General features: G+C 36.3%; 12 protein-coding genes. 9 read left to right on the top strand and 3 right to left on the bottom strand.

The annotated features are described in order from the left end of the window. Positions 1-108 precede the first annotated feature (108 nt). Positions 109-1431 (bottom strand): aspartate kinase, encoded by a 1323-nt coding sequence (locus C1A40_RS08920; RefSeq protein WP_102997183.1) that lies wholly within the window; start codon positions 1429-1431, stop codon positions 109-111. 108 nt (positions 1432-1539) lie between these two features. Between C1A40_RS08920 and C1A40_RS08915 the strand changes: the two genes are divergently transcribed. Then, positions 1540-2196: a hypothetical protein gene (locus C1A40_RS08915; protein WP_102995593.1), complete on the top strand. Its 657-nt coding sequence runs from the start codon at positions 1540-1542 to the stop codon at positions 2194-2196. A 202-nt stretch (positions 2197-2398) separates the two neighbouring features. Here the strand turns inward: C1A40_RS08915 and C1A40_RS08910 are convergent, their stop codons facing one another. After that, positions 2399-4090: an FAD-dependent oxidoreductase gene (locus C1A40_RS08910; protein WP_102995592.1), complete on the bottom strand. Its 1692-nt coding sequence runs from the start codon at positions 4088-4090 to the stop codon at positions 2399-2401. A gap of 353 nt (positions 4091-4443) precedes the next feature. Here C1A40_RS08910 and C1A40_RS08905 point away from each other — a divergent pair, with 353 nt between their 5' ends. Continuing rightward, positions 4444-5220, top strand: a complete 777-nt coding sequence (locus C1A40_RS08905) for an alpha/beta fold hydrolase (RefSeq protein WP_102995591.1) — start codon at positions 4444-4446, stop codon at positions 5218-5220. Positions 5221-5282: 62 nt separating this feature from the next. Beyond that, positions 5283-5558, top strand: coding sequence for a hypothetical protein (locus C1A40_RS08900; protein WP_102995590.1), 276 nt, complete (start codon positions 5283-5285; stop codon positions 5556-5558). 29 nt (positions 5559-5587) lie between these two features. Here C1A40_RS08900 and thiL read toward each other — a convergent pair whose 3' ends face one another. Next, positions 5588-6634 (bottom strand): thiamine-phosphate kinase, encoded by a 1047-nt coding sequence (gene thiL, locus C1A40_RS08895; RefSeq protein ID WP_102995589.1) that lies wholly within the window; start codon positions 6632-6634, stop codon positions 5588-5590. 81 nt (positions 6635-6715) lie between these two features. Between thiL and C1A40_RS08890 the strand changes: the two genes are divergently transcribed. The 6 genes from C1A40_RS08890 to sufB all read left to right on the top strand — a co-directional run bounded on the left by C1A40_RS08890 (position 6716) and on the right by sufB (position 13578). Continuing rightward, positions 6716-8071, top strand: a complete 1356-nt coding sequence (locus tag C1A40_RS08890; protein ID WP_422395603.1) for a choice-of-anchor B family protein — start codon at positions 6716-6718, stop codon at positions 8069-8071. Between the two features lie 8 nt (positions 8072-8079). Then, a complete protein-coding gene (locus C1A40_RS08885) occupies positions 8080-9420 on the top strand; it encodes a hypothetical protein (protein ID WP_102995588.1) in 1341 nt (446 codons plus the stop codon). Position 9421: 1 nt separating this feature from the next. Continuing rightward, positions 9422-10192: an MbnP family protein gene (locus C1A40_RS08880; RefSeq protein ID WP_102995587.1), complete on the top strand. Its 771-nt coding sequence runs from the start codon at positions 9422-9424 to the stop codon at positions 10190-10192. 3 nt (positions 10193-10195) lie between these two features. Next, on the top strand, positions 10196-11260 hold the full coding sequence (locus C1A40_RS08875) for a cytochrome-c peroxidase (RefSeq protein ID WP_199287752.1): 1065 nt from the start codon (positions 10196-10198) through the stop codon (positions 11258-11260). A gap of 197 nt (positions 11261-11457) precedes the next feature. Next, positions 11458-11787 (top strand): HesB/IscA family protein, encoded by a 330-nt coding sequence (locus tag C1A40_RS08870; protein ID WP_102995586.1) that lies wholly within the window; start codon positions 11458-11460, stop codon positions 11785-11787. 342 nt (positions 11788-12129) lie between these two features. Next, entirely contained in the window at positions 12130-13578 is a 1449-nt protein-coding gene (gene sufB, locus C1A40_RS08865; protein WP_068601335.1) for a Fe-S cluster assembly protein SufB, read from the top strand. Positions 13579-13597: the final 19 nt, after the last annotated feature.

Raw genomic sequence — 13597 nt, 5'->3', positions numbered from 1 at the left:
CCTTATAGATCCGTATTCAATACTTTTTTCATTGAATCGAACAAAAAGAAAGAGGTTGCTTGATAAACAAGACAGCCTCTTTTTGCATACAAATACTGAGATATATTTTTAAAGAGTGACTAATTCAAATAAATAATCGTTTAGTTTTTGCAGCGTGTTAATTTTATCCTTAGAATCAATTAACAAAGAAATATTGTTTTGACTTCCTCCATAGGAAATCATTCTAATTTTCACATCCTGTAAGATTTTAAATAATCTGAAGGTATCATCATGATTTACAACTTCATGTCCTACCAAGCAAACAATACTTTGGTTTTTATCCACTTCAATAGTTGCAATTTTATCCAATTCAACTAAAATAGCATCGAGATTAGAATCATCATCAATTGTTAGTGACACAGCAACTTCAGAAGTTGTAATCATATCAATAGATGTTTTATAAGTTTCAAAAATCTCAAAGACTTTCTTTAAAAACCCGTGCGCCTGTAACATTCTGGCCGACTTAATTTTTATAGCCGTAATACCATCTTTAGCAGCAATAGCTTTTATACCATCGCCCGTTGTGATGTTAGAAATTAAAGTACCATGAGCTGAAGGTTCCATGGTATTTTTTAAACGCACTGGAATATTATCAGCTCTAACAGGAGTTACCGTTTGAGGGTGCAATATTTTAGCACCAAAATACGCTAACTCGGCAGCTTCATCGAATGACAGGTTTGAAATTGGATGTGTATTTTCAACATGTCTTGGATCATTATTATGCATCCCGTCAATGTCAGTCCAAATTTGAACTTCATCTGCAATAAAAGCAGCACCAATAATGGTAGCCGTATAATCACTTCCACCACGTTGTAAGTTTGAAATTTCCCCTTCAGTATCTAGACAAATAAAACCTTGAGTAATATAAATTTCAGAGTCTTTAGTATTTTCAAAAACCGCTTTAAAATTTTCTTTAATGTAAGCGATGTCTGGCTCTTTGTTTTCATCAATACGCATAAAACTTAACGCAGGCAATAACGCCGAACTCACACCTTCTTGGTTCAAATACGCATTAAACATATAGGTTGAAAGCAATTCACCTTGAGCCACAATTTGATTGGCTAACCCTTCAGAATATGGTTTTGACGTACATTGGTCTAAAAAACTAAAAACCTCAGCAACATATATTTTCACCTCAGCATTCAATGCTTCATTCTGCAACAAATCATCGATAACCACTTTATAATTTATATGAAGCGCAGAAACTTTTGCTGCAGCATCTGCTACATTTCCTAATTTAATATCCTGCCCAATAGCTACCAATTGATTTGTAGTTCCAGACATAGCTGAAAGCACAACTACCTTTTTCTCACCATCGTTAATAATATTTTTAACGTTGGCCATATTTTCCACCGAACCTACCGATGTCCCTCCAAATTTTAATACTTTCATGGTCATTAATTTGACAGCGAAATTATAATTCATTTGCGTAACCACGATGTTTATTAAAAAAAAAGTTTATTTTTACACATATTGTTAAATAATTAACATAAAGTACTCATGAAAACGGTATCGAATTGTGTTGAAGACATTTTAATCACACAACCTTATTTAGAAGAAGCCTTATCCAGAAACATCATAAATTTTAGTGCGCTTGCCATAGAATTAGTAGAACCTATTAGCGACATGCTTAAAAAAGAAGTGAAACCTGGAGCCATTATGATGGCTCTGAGGCGTTATAATCCACCAGCCACCTTATCGAATTCGGTAAAGATGAAAAAAGCCATTCAAAACTTAGGTGATATCACGGTGCGCTCCAATTTAACGGATTTTACAGTTAAAAACTCCGACACCCTTATTGATAACCACACTAAAATTTTGGAACGCATTAAATCGGAGTCGAAACCCTTTTACACCTTCACCAGAGGTATTCATGAAAGCAATCTTATTATTTCGAGCAGTTTAAACGATTTTATTAAAGACAAACTGGAAAAAGAAACGCTACTTGCTGTCCAGGAAGGTCTTTCGGCTATAAGCATAAATTTACCTCAAGACAACTCTAAAATAGCTGGTTTATATTACCACTTTTTCAAACGTTTAGCTTGGGATGGTGTGGTGATGTACGAAGTTATTTCTACCACCAATGAATTTACCATTTTAGTAGAAGATGAGTATGTAGATAAAGCCTTTACTGCTATTAAACGCGTAAAATCATAGTCCCTTCAAGCAAACAAACTCATTTTCCATACAAGATATAATAAAAGAGACTGCCTGAAAAGCTCGTAAACCTTGATTTATCAGGTTGAACTTGTCGAATTCAAAATTGATTATTCATTGAATAGAAATATTTCGACAAACGCAATATGACATCAAGGATACTTTTCAGGCAGCCTTAACTTACTTGCTATTAATTTTCGCCTTAAACAGCGTGATTTTTTTTAGGAAATTCAATTTGGGTGCTATACATGTTCCAAATTTTAAATCCGCCAGCAACATTGGCAATATCTTGAATTCCATTATTTCTTAAAATAGATTCGGCTAAATAACCTCTAAGCCCTTTTTGACAAAAAATGATCACTTTTTTATTTCTGTTTTTCACAGCATGAACATGATTTCTTAAATCATCAAGAGGAATATTTATGGCACCAGGAATGGTTCCTTTTTCATGTTCATTAGCTGTTCTAACATCCAATAACATATAATCATCTTGAGCTGTAGCCTTCATAAAAGCATCTAAATCTTCAACCGAAATTTGCTCACTTTTCCCAAGACGCACATTTTCAGCTACAAAACCAGTAACCACAACAGGATCTTTAGCAGGCGAAAAAGGTGGCGCATAAGCTAAATCCAACTGAGACAAGTCGGCCATCTTTAGTTTTGCATAAATTGCCGTACTTATAACGTCAATACGTTTATCAACCCCAACTTCACCAAATAATTCTGCTCCTAAAATCTCATCTGTTTTAGGATCATAATAAATTTCGGATATCAAATCCTTCTGCCCTGGATAATATCCCGGTGTTGCACCAGCTACCGTTAAAACCGTTTTAAAAGCTCTACCCATGGTTTTTAAAACCGTAGGATTCAATCCTGTTCTTGCCAAAGTATAATCAAATACCTTGACGATAGCTGTTTTATATGCCCCATTAAAAACCCTGTGATTTCCAGAAACAGCATTAGCACCTGCAGCACGACCCGCTTTATTAGAATGTGTTCCCAAAGGGAAATAATCATCACTATCTGTTTGCAAATTTTTTAAAGATATATTATCTCCGGCCGCATAAACATCTTTAATAGAGGTTTCCATATGCGCATTCACTTTTAATGCACCGTTTTCAATAGACGCTGCACCTTCAGCAATTAATAAATCTGTATTTGGTTTAATACCTGTGCTTAAAATCACAAAATCTGTGGGTATACTTTGACCTTCTTTAGTAACGACCGACAAAATTTTACCGTCTTCATCAATATTAAACTTCGAAATTAACGTATTGGTTAACACTTCAACACCCTCTGATCTTAAAATCTGCTCGGCAAAATTTCCAAATTTTTGTTGCCACATGTTTAAAACATGAGAAGACCCTTCAATAAGTGTCACCTTTTTACCAGCTTCAATTAAATTTTCGGCAACTTCAACACCAATCAACCCGGCACCTACAACTGTAATATGCTTAGACTCCTCGGTTAACCCAAGCTTCATGATTTTATCAAAATCGGGCATGGACCTACAAGTAGACCAATTATTCGCCAATTTAATATTTTCAATAGGCGGTACAATCGATTTTGCACCCGTAGCAAAAATCAGTTTATCATACGTATAAACACCTTTACTAGAAAACACTTTTTTTGCAGCGGTGTCTATTTTAATTATTTCCTCATTTAATCGTACATCAATATTAAAACGGTTTTGTAACAAAGCAGGTTTTACAACCATTAACTTATCTCTACTTTCTATAACTCCCGAAAAAGCATACGGCATACCACAAGTCGCATAACTAATGTTTGCACCTTTTTCAAATAGAATAATTTCTGCTTGTTCGTTTTCTCTTCTTGCTTTTGCGGCTGCCGAAGGCCCTGCCGACAAACCACCAATCACGATTATTTTTTTCACCTTATGTATAATTTTGATGCAAATTTCGATAAATTCAATGGTTTTGTGTGTAACCTAGATTACAAAGCATTATTAACAGCTTTAAAAGTCAAGCATAATAAAACAAAGCCATCGAAAACAATGAAACGGTTCTAAACCATAAATTTCAATAAAACAGGCTCTCATAACTTTTTACATAGCTAAACCACTTCCTTGTAAGCACTATGATGCCACATCAATTTAAAGCATCAGAGACGCTTTTAGTTCCAAACCTTAAACCTAGCCGAGAACAGTGGTTAAATCTAAACACATGCCTTATCCAATAATTATTATTTACAACTTATATTTGACCAGTATATTTAAACCATACAACTATGACCATCCCTTTTAAAGGCACAAACATTTACTTTACCGATTCTGGTAAAGGGAGCGCTTTAGTTTTGCTTCATGGCTTTTTAGAAAGCACGGAAATATGGCACCAATTACAACCAGAATTGTCTAAAAAATTTAGAGTTATTTGCATCGATTTATTGGGACACGGCCAAACGGGCTGCATCGGTTATGTACATAGCATGGAACAAATGGCCGAAGCTGTTGAGGCTGTTCTTAAACATTTACGCATTAGGCGTTCTACCATGATTGGACATTCCATGGGCGGTTATGTAGCACTCGCTTTCGCGGAAAAAAAGCCAGATGATTTAAAAGGACTTTGCTTATTAAATTCGACTGCCAGTGCCGATAGCGCCGAAAAAAAAATAAATCGAGAGCGCACCATTGAAGTGGTTAAAAAAAACCACCACACCTTTATTAAAATAGCCATAACCAACTTATTCCGCCCCAAAAACCGAATTATTTTCAAGGAAAGTATAAAAACACTGATAGCTCATGCCAAAAAAACACCACTACAGGGTATTATAGCAGCACTAGAAGGCATGAAAATTAGAGACGACCGCGAAGCACTACTTCATTTTACACCTTTTAAAAAAATGATTATTGCTGGAAAAAAAGATCCGGTATTGGACTACAATACCATTGTAAAACAAGTAGAAGGAGCCCAAGTAAAACTTGTAACCTTTCCTGATGGCCATATGAGTTTTACAGAAAATGAAAGTGAATTACTACAAGCTATAATGCGTTTCATCGAAAAATAGCACCCTTTGTCGTTTTGTTTGGATTTCTTTTATACATTTAAAGCACCCCAAACCAAAAAACCATGAAAATAACGTCAAACAAACTAGCGTTAATTACTAAAATGTATTGCACTCTTTTTGGTCATGAATATCAGGTTTCTAAAAAAGTAACGTCTCATGTTAAAGAATACTGCTGCAAATATTGCAAAAAGGAATTAACCACAGATAGCAATGGAAATTTAACCGAGTTAACGCCAACTTTTAGAGAAATTAATGCCATTTTAGAACGCATCTATCAATCTAAAACAGAACGTTTAAAAGAAAAAGTCATTAATTCCTCGGCTTATCAACAAGTTTAAACAAGCAATGCTTTCCTCATAACACTTGTTTATTCATTAAAATTTTTCCAGCCTTGTGATTTTATCGGAATTCGAGTATCTGCCCTTGTTACTAGATGCAAGCCTTCTTTGGATTCCTTCATATAACCTATGACTGTTAAATTTGGATTGGCCTTAATTTTAGGGTAGTCTTCCTGAGCAATCGTGAACAACAACTCATAATCTTCGCCGCCATTTAACGCCACCGTCGTACTATCGATATTGAACTCCTCACAGGTAGAAATTACTTGAGGATCTAAAGGAATTTTTTCTTCATATAAATCGCAGCCTACATCACTTTGTTTACAAATGTGCATGATTTCTGAAGACAAACCATCACTAACATCGATCATAGCCGTTGGCTTAACGTCCAATTCTAACAATAATTTCGGAATATCTTTTCGAGCTTCAGGCTTTAACTGCCTCTCTATAATATAAGTATAGGGCTCTAAATCGGGCTGATTGTTAGGATTCACTTTATACACTTCCTTCTCTCTTTCAAGTACTTGCAAGCCCATATATGCCGCACCTAAATCACCCGAAACTACTAGCAAATCATTTGGCTTAGCGCCATTTCTATAAACTTCCTGTTCCGCTTCAACCTCACCAATAGCCGTCACAGAAATAAGCAATCCAGAAGTCGAAGAAGTAGTATCACCACCAATAACATCAACATTATAAATATTAGCCGCAGTTTCTATACCGTCATATAAGGCTTCCAAAGCCTCCAAAGGAAAACGGTTGGAAACCGCGATAGAGACCGTAATCTGAGTCGCTTTGGCATTCATCGCATAAATATCAGACAAATTTACAACGACCGACTTGTAACCTAAATGCTTCAATGGGGCATAACTTAAATCAAAATGCACCCCTTCTACCAATAAATCGGTGCTTATCACAACACGTTTATTATCAAAATTTAAAACAGCAGCATCATCACCTATGCCTTTTATTGTGGAAGTTTGCTTAATTTTGAAATTTTGAGTTAAATGCTCTATTAACCCAAATTCACCTAATGCACTTAATGGCGTCCGTTGTTGATTTTTATCTTCTATCATATTGCAAAAATAAGAAGCTATTTTTGTTTTTACTACCTTTATACTAAAACAAACCCTAATAAGTTAATTAATAAAAATATCTTGAAAATATTCTTAAAACACCTCAGCTTCGTTTTTACTCTCCTATTTCTCGTAACAGCATATTCCTGTAAAACAGAACCCATTGATGATTCGACAGAAATCACAGACAGTGATAGCGACGGCATTGAAGATGCAAACGACAACTGTCCGGAAACTGCAAATCCAGATCAAGAAGATAGCGACAACGATGGTATTGGTGATGTTTGCGACACCGATTATCCGTTTGAACCACAAGCTTATTGCGAGGATGGTTTTGCAAATATCTACCCCTGCAAGGACTACAATTTAATGGCTCATATCCCTATTGAAATACTCGCTGAAGTTGGCGCTTCGGGAACAGACTGTTGGGGATGGACCGACCCAACAACTCAAAAAGAATACGCCTTATTTTGCGCATCTAGTGGGGTTGCTTTTGTAGACATTAACATACCAAACGCTCCTATTTTACTTGGCAAACTCCCTACAGCAACCATTAATAGTTCATGGCGCGATGTAAAAGTTTATAACAACTATGCCTATATCTTGGCCGATAATGCTAACGATCATGGCATGCAAATTTTCGATCTTACCAGACTTAGAAATGTAAACAATCCTCCAGAAACATTTGCTGCCGATAGCCGTTACACAGGTTTTGGTAGCGCTCACAATATGGTTATTAACAAAGATTCTGGTTTTGCCTATGCCGTTGGCACAACGAGATCGGGTATTTATGCTGGAGGACCACTATTCATAAACATTCAAGATCCTATTAACCCTTCCGATGCTGGCGGTTTTCCTGGCTATGCACATGATGCTCAAGTGGTAACCTATAATGGTCCTGATACGCGGTATACTAATAGAGAAATCCTTATTGGTAGTAATGAAAATGAAGTCGTTATTGTTGATGTTACAAACAAATCTAACCCAACAAAAATATCATCCATAACTTACAATAACGTGGGCTACACCCATCAAGGTTGGTTTACTGAAGATATGACTTATTTTATTCTAGGAGATGAATTGGATGAGGTTAACATTGGTAACCAAACCAGAACCATTATTTTCAATTTCACCAACTTGGAAGCCCCTAAATACCACATGGACTACTTAGGCCCAACAGCGGCTATAGACCACAATGGTTATGTTAAAGAAAATGTTTATTACCAAGCAAGCTATACAGCTGGTTTTCGTGAAATCAACATTTCTAATATTGAAAGCAAAACCATTTCGGAAACTGGCTATTTCGATACTTATCCAGAAAACGACAATACCAGTTTTAACGGGGCTTGGAGTGTATATCCATTTTTTCCTAGTGGTAATATTATTGTAAGCGACATTAACCGCGGCTTGTTTGTGATAAGAAAAAAAGACCTGTAATTTAACCTATGCGTTATTTAAAACTTTTCATTGCTCTAGTTTGCTTCTACGCATCAAGCTGCTCTAATAACCACGACTCGCAAGAAAAGCCAGACTACAATCCTGGAGATATTGACTTTGTAAAAACTTTTGGCGGCACCTTAAATGACAGTGGAAAATCTATCATTAAAACCAACGATGGCGGCTATGCCGTTTTTGGGCATACCCAAAGCAACGATCTCGATATTACCAATAAGCCCGACGATTCGTTTGACTATTGGCTTCTAAAATTTAATCAAAATGATGTGCTAGAGTGGCAAAAATCATACGGCGGCAGCCTTGATGACAGAGGTACAAGCTGCATTCTAACATCAGATGGCGGCTATGCTATTTTTGGTTATAGTCAAAGTAGCGATCGCGATGTCTCGGAAAATAACAGCGCTACAAATTTCTGGATGACAAAACTTAATACAGCTGGCGATATCCTTTGGGAAAAATCTTACGGCTTTGCAGGTTCCGATAACGGCAGAAAAGTGATTCAAACAGCAGATGACGGCTACCTCCTTATTGGTGACCTAGACGTTACAGCTTCAGGCGGTGAAGGCATTAGCAAATTTGCTTTTTCAAAATTACATGCAGGAGGCGATTATTGGGCGATAAAACTAAATCCCTTAGGAGAAAAACAATGGAGTCATTATTATGGCGGTACATTTACCGATACGCCTTACGATGTGATTCAAACCGAAGATCTTGGCTATCTTATTATAGGATCCTCCGACAGTGATGATGTAGACATAACCAACAACAAAGGGTCTTACGATTTTTGGGTGGTAAAAATAAACGCCACTGGTACTTTAGTTTGGGAAAAATCTTTTGGAGGCTCTGGTATCGATGAAGCCTTTGCTATTACAGCAACTCACGATGGTGATTATATGATTGTAGGGGATACTAGAAGTGACGATTTAGACGTTACTTATAATCATGGTGCGGCCGATTTATGGGTAATTAAAATATCGCCAGACGGCACACTCATTTGGGAAAAAACTTATGGCGGAACAAGTTTCGATTCGGGTCGATCAATTTCTAAAACGCAAGACCAAGGCTTTCTTATTTCAGGAAACTCAAGAAGTATAGATGGCGATGTATCGGAAAACAAAGGCCAAAATGATGCATGGATTATAAAAATCGATGCTTCAGGAAACTTGATTTGGGAAAAAACTATTGGAGGAAGCGCTATTGATTTAGCTTTTGATGCCATCATACTTAATAACAATAACATTATCGCTGTTGGAGAATCGAACAGTTCCAACGAAGACATCCCTTCAAACAAAGGGTTTTCAGATTTACTACTTTTCAAGCTAAAACAATAACATGAATAAAACACTTGCTACAACTTGCCTCTTATGTATGATCCTGTGCTCATGCCACAAAGATTTGGACGATGACGTTTTTCCGACTTCAGTCACATTCAATTTTAACCATTCATGGGACGACACACATGTAACAGCTTCCGATTTTAACAGCTTAGAATTCACCAATGCACATGGTGAACTGCTTAGTATTTCAAAATTACGCTACCTCATTTCTAGGATTACTTTTGAAAAACCAAATGGCGAATATTTTACTTTTGACGACTATTTCCTTGTCGATCTCTCTCAAGAAAACACTCTATCACTCACCCCAAATAACACCATACCACCAGGAGAATACAGCCATGTATATTTCACTTTTGGTTTTAATAATGAAGACAATTACATGAATTACACCGATTTGAATTCGGCATCATGGAACGTTCCAGAAATGCTTGGTGGCGGCTATCATTTTATGCAACTAGAAGGCAAGTTTATAGATGCAACCAACACTGAAACTGGCTATGCGTATCACTACATAAGAGCGGTGAACAACACCCAATCGCCATTGGTTTTTGAAGACACCTTTTTTACTGTTGATATAGGAGCTATTAACCTGATTCAGAGCACAAATTTTAACATTAATATGAATATTTCCGAATGGTTTAAAAACCCAAACACCTGGGATTTAAACCAACTAAACAATAGGCTAATGCCTAACTTTGACGCTCAAATTATGATGTATCAAAACCGTCAAAACGTATTCAGTTTAGAATCTGTAAATCCGATTTAAACTTTGAAAAAATGGCCCACATACCTTTTTACCCTTATCATTTTCATAAGCACAGCTTGCTCTAAAGAAAATGAAGCCAGCTATACCCCTACTCCTAGTCCTTTAAACATTCCACCTTTATTTGAATCGCTTATTTTATCACCTGTCATACCACCAAACAATCCCCAAACGGTAGAAGGCATTGCACTTGGTAAAAAGCTTTTTTTCGATCCTATTTTATCGGTAGACAATAGTTTAGCCTGTGCCAATTGCCATGCGCCAACACTGGCATTTTCAGATGCAGAGCGCTTCAGCTCGGGTGTTAACGCAACTTTAGGTGACAGAAATGCTATGCCTCTTTTTAATTTAGCCTGGAATTACGACGAGCTTTTTTTCTGGGATGGCAAAACGTTTAGCTTAGAACACCAAGCATTTGCTCCTGTTACAGATCCCTTGGAGATGCAAAACACCTGGCAAACCGTTGAACAGCATTTGCAGCAACACGACGAATACCCAGAGCTGTTTGAGAAAGCCTTTGGAACTTCAAAAATTGATTCGGTCTTGGTTACAAAAGCCATAGCCCAATTTGAACGCAGCCTAATTTCTGCGAATTCAAAATTTGACAAATATTTGCTTGGTGAAGCCCAATTAACCCCAGAAGAACGCAACGGTTTTGATGTTTTTATGGATGAAAACCGAGGCGATTGCTTTCATTGCCACGGCAGCGACAAAAATCCGTTATGGACAGACAATGCTTTCCACAACAACGGCTTAGATGAAAAATTTACAGATTTAGGATTAGGCGCCATAACTGGGGATCCTGCCGATAATAGCAAATTTAAAACCCCTTCTCTTAGAAACCTAGCATTCACAGCGCCCTATATGCACGACGGACGCTTCCTTACTCTGGAAGACGTTATTAACCACTATAGCGAAGGCTTAAAACATTCAGCGACCATAGACCCCCTCATGAAAAAAGTAGCCAATGGCGGTGTAAATTTATCGGATAAAGACAAAGCCGATTTAAAAAAATTTCTACTTTCCTTATCTGATTATGAATTTGTTAATAATTCGGCTCTTAACGAATAATAATAAAAATTTATAAAACTATAAACTAATATAATGTTAGGTTATATGGTAATGCATGACTTATATTGTATATTTGCAATCTGTCTTTAGAATCTATCTAAACAAAAGCGAAATTAGTTTTTTAACTAACTGATTTTAAAGAAAATAAGATCGCATTTATAACTCAACTGGTTATATAATAAAATCGAAAAATAATTATGATAAAAGTTTCTGAAACTGCTAAAAAGAAAGTGATTGAGCTTATGACCGAAGATGGTTATAATCCCTCAACAGATTATGTGCGTGTTGGTGTAAAAAGCGGTGGTTGTTCTGGTTTGTCCTACGATTTAAAATTTGACAAAGAACAACAGGACGACGATAAAGTTTTTGAAGACAATGACATTAAAATTATTGTTGATAAAAAAAGCTTTTTATATTTAATTGGCACCACCTTAGAATATTCGGGTGGATTAAACGGAACAGGATTTGTTTTTAACAACCCTAACGCTAACCGTACTTGTGGTTGTGGCGAATCTTTTTCACTGTAATTTTAAAATTAAGCATTAATAACACCTCTTTTTCTAAAGATTTTAGAAGAAGAGATCAAATAAAAAGACCAAACATTTCAATTTCTTCCAAAACAACCGAAGGCGTTGAAAAGAAACAACAAAAACGTTCATTCATATTATAGTGCATCAAAACACTAACTGGAGAATTTCGTTCACCATGCTAATTAAGTTTTGATTTAAGCTATATCACAATTGAACAATTTGAAAAATTAAAGTTAAAAGTAAACGAAGTTTCAAAACTGTTAAGTGGGTTAATAAAATACCTAAACTAAACTTTATAACTTTAAACTTTAAACTTTACAAACTATATTACAAAGATATATGAGCAAGTATACCGAGGATGATTTACGCGAGGAGCTAAAAACCAAAGAATACGAATACGGATTTTATACAGATATTGAGTCTGATACGTTTCCTAATGGGTTAAACGAAGATATTGTACGCGCTATTTCTAAAAAGAAAGAGGAGCCACAATGGATGACCGATTGGAGACTTGAAGCTTTTAGAGTTTGGAAAGAAATGACAGAGCCAGAATGGGCAAACGTACATTATACAAAACCAGATTTTCAAGGGATTTCATATTATTCTGCCCCAAACAGCAAGCCTAAGTACGATAGCATTGATGAAGTAGATCCAGAATTATTAGCGACTTTCGAAAAGCTAGGTATTTCTCTTGATGAGCAAAAGAAATTAGCAGGTGTAGCCATGGATGTGGTTGTCGATTCTGTTTCTGTTGCTACAACATTCAAGAAAACTTTAGGCGAAAAGGGTATTATTTTTATGAGTATTTCTGAGGCTATTAAAGAGCATCCAGAATTAGTGAAAAAATATTTAGGGACTGTAGTGCCTCAAAAAGATAATTTCTATGCCGCTTTAAACTCGGCCGTATTTAGTGATGGTTCATTCTGTTACATTCCAAAAGGCGTAAAATGTCCTATGGAATTATCAACATATTTCAGAATTAACCAAGCAGGTACCGGACAATTTGAGCGTACGCTGGTTATTGCTGATGAAGGAAGTTACGTAAGTTACCTAGAAGGTTGTACCGCTCCAAGTAGAGATGAAAATCAATTACACGCCGCCGTTGTGGAGCTTATTGCTTTAGACGATGCAGAAATTAAATACTCCACCGTACAAAACTGGTTCCCAGGAAATGCCGAAGGTAAAGGTGGTGTTTACAACTTCGTAACCAAACGTGGTTTATGTGAGAAAAACGCAAAAATTTCATGGACACAAGTAGAAACAGGGTCGGCTGTAACGTGGAAATACCCATCTTGTATTTTAAAAGGTGATAACTCGGTAGGTGAATTTTATTCTATTGCCGTAACCAACAATTACCAACAAGCCGATACAGGAACTAAAATGATTCATTTGGGAAAAAACACCAAATCAACCATTATTTCCAAAGGAATTTCGGCAGGAAAATCACAAAACAGTTACCGTGGATTAGTGCAAATTAATTCTAGAGCAGAAAACGCCCGTAACTTTTCACAATGTGATAGTTTACTTATGGGTAACGAATGTGGTGCACACACGTTCCCATATATAGAAGCTAAAAATAAAACGGCTAAAATCGAACACGAAGCTACAACAAGTAAAATTGGTGAAGATCAAATTTTCTACTGTAACCAACGTGGTATCGATACCGAAAAGGCCATTGCTTTAATTGTAAACGGATTTAGTAAAGAGGTTTTAAATAAACTTCCAATGGAATTCGCTGTTGAAGCACAAAAATTATTAGAAATTAGTTTAGAAGGTAGTGTTGGATAAAAATTCTGGTGAAACCAGG

This window comes from Tamlana carrageenivorans (assembly GCF_002893765.1).
In the GTDB taxonomy this organism is placed as follows: domain Bacteria; phylum Bacteroidota; class Bacteroidia; order Flavobacteriales; family Flavobacteriaceae; genus Pseudotamlana; species Pseudotamlana carrageenivorans.
This window is presented reverse-complemented; position numbering and strand designations above follow the sequence as displayed.

Bases quoted from the DNA above. Each gene is read 5' to 3' on its own strand.
- C1A40_RS08920 (WP_102997183.1), bottom strand. From the start codon at position 1,431: ATGAAAGTATTAAAATTTGGAGGGACATCGGTAGGTTCGGTGGAAAAT.
- C1A40_RS08905 (WP_102995591.1), top strand. From the start codon at position 4,444: ATGACCATCCCTTTTAAAGGCACAAACATTTACTTTACCGATTCTGGT.
- C1A40_RS08885 (WP_102995588.1), top strand. From the start codon at position 8,080: ATGCGTTATTTAAAACTTTTCATTGCTCTAGTTTGCTTCTACGCATCA.
- thiL (WP_102995589.1), bottom strand. From the start codon at position 6,634: ATGATAGAAGATAAAAATCAACAACGGACGCCATTAAGTGCATTAGGT.
- C1A40_RS08900 (WP_102995590.1), top strand. From the start codon at position 5,283: ATGAAAATAACGTCAAACAAACTAGCGTTAATTACTAAAATGTATTGC.
- C1A40_RS08915 (WP_102995593.1), top strand. From the start codon at position 1,540: ATGAAAACGGTATCGAATTGTGTTGAAGACATTTTAATCACACAACCT.
- C1A40_RS08880 (WP_102995587.1), top strand. From the start codon at position 9,422: ATGAATAAAACACTTGCTACAACTTGCCTCTTATGTATGATCCTGTGC.
- sufB (WP_068601335.1), top strand. From the start codon at position 12,130: ATGAGCAAGTATACCGAGGATGATTTACGCGAGGAGCTAAAAACCAAA.
- C1A40_RS08870 (WP_102995586.1), top strand. From the start codon at position 11,458: ATGATAAAAGTTTCTGAAACTGCTAAAAAGAAAGTGATTGAGCTTATG.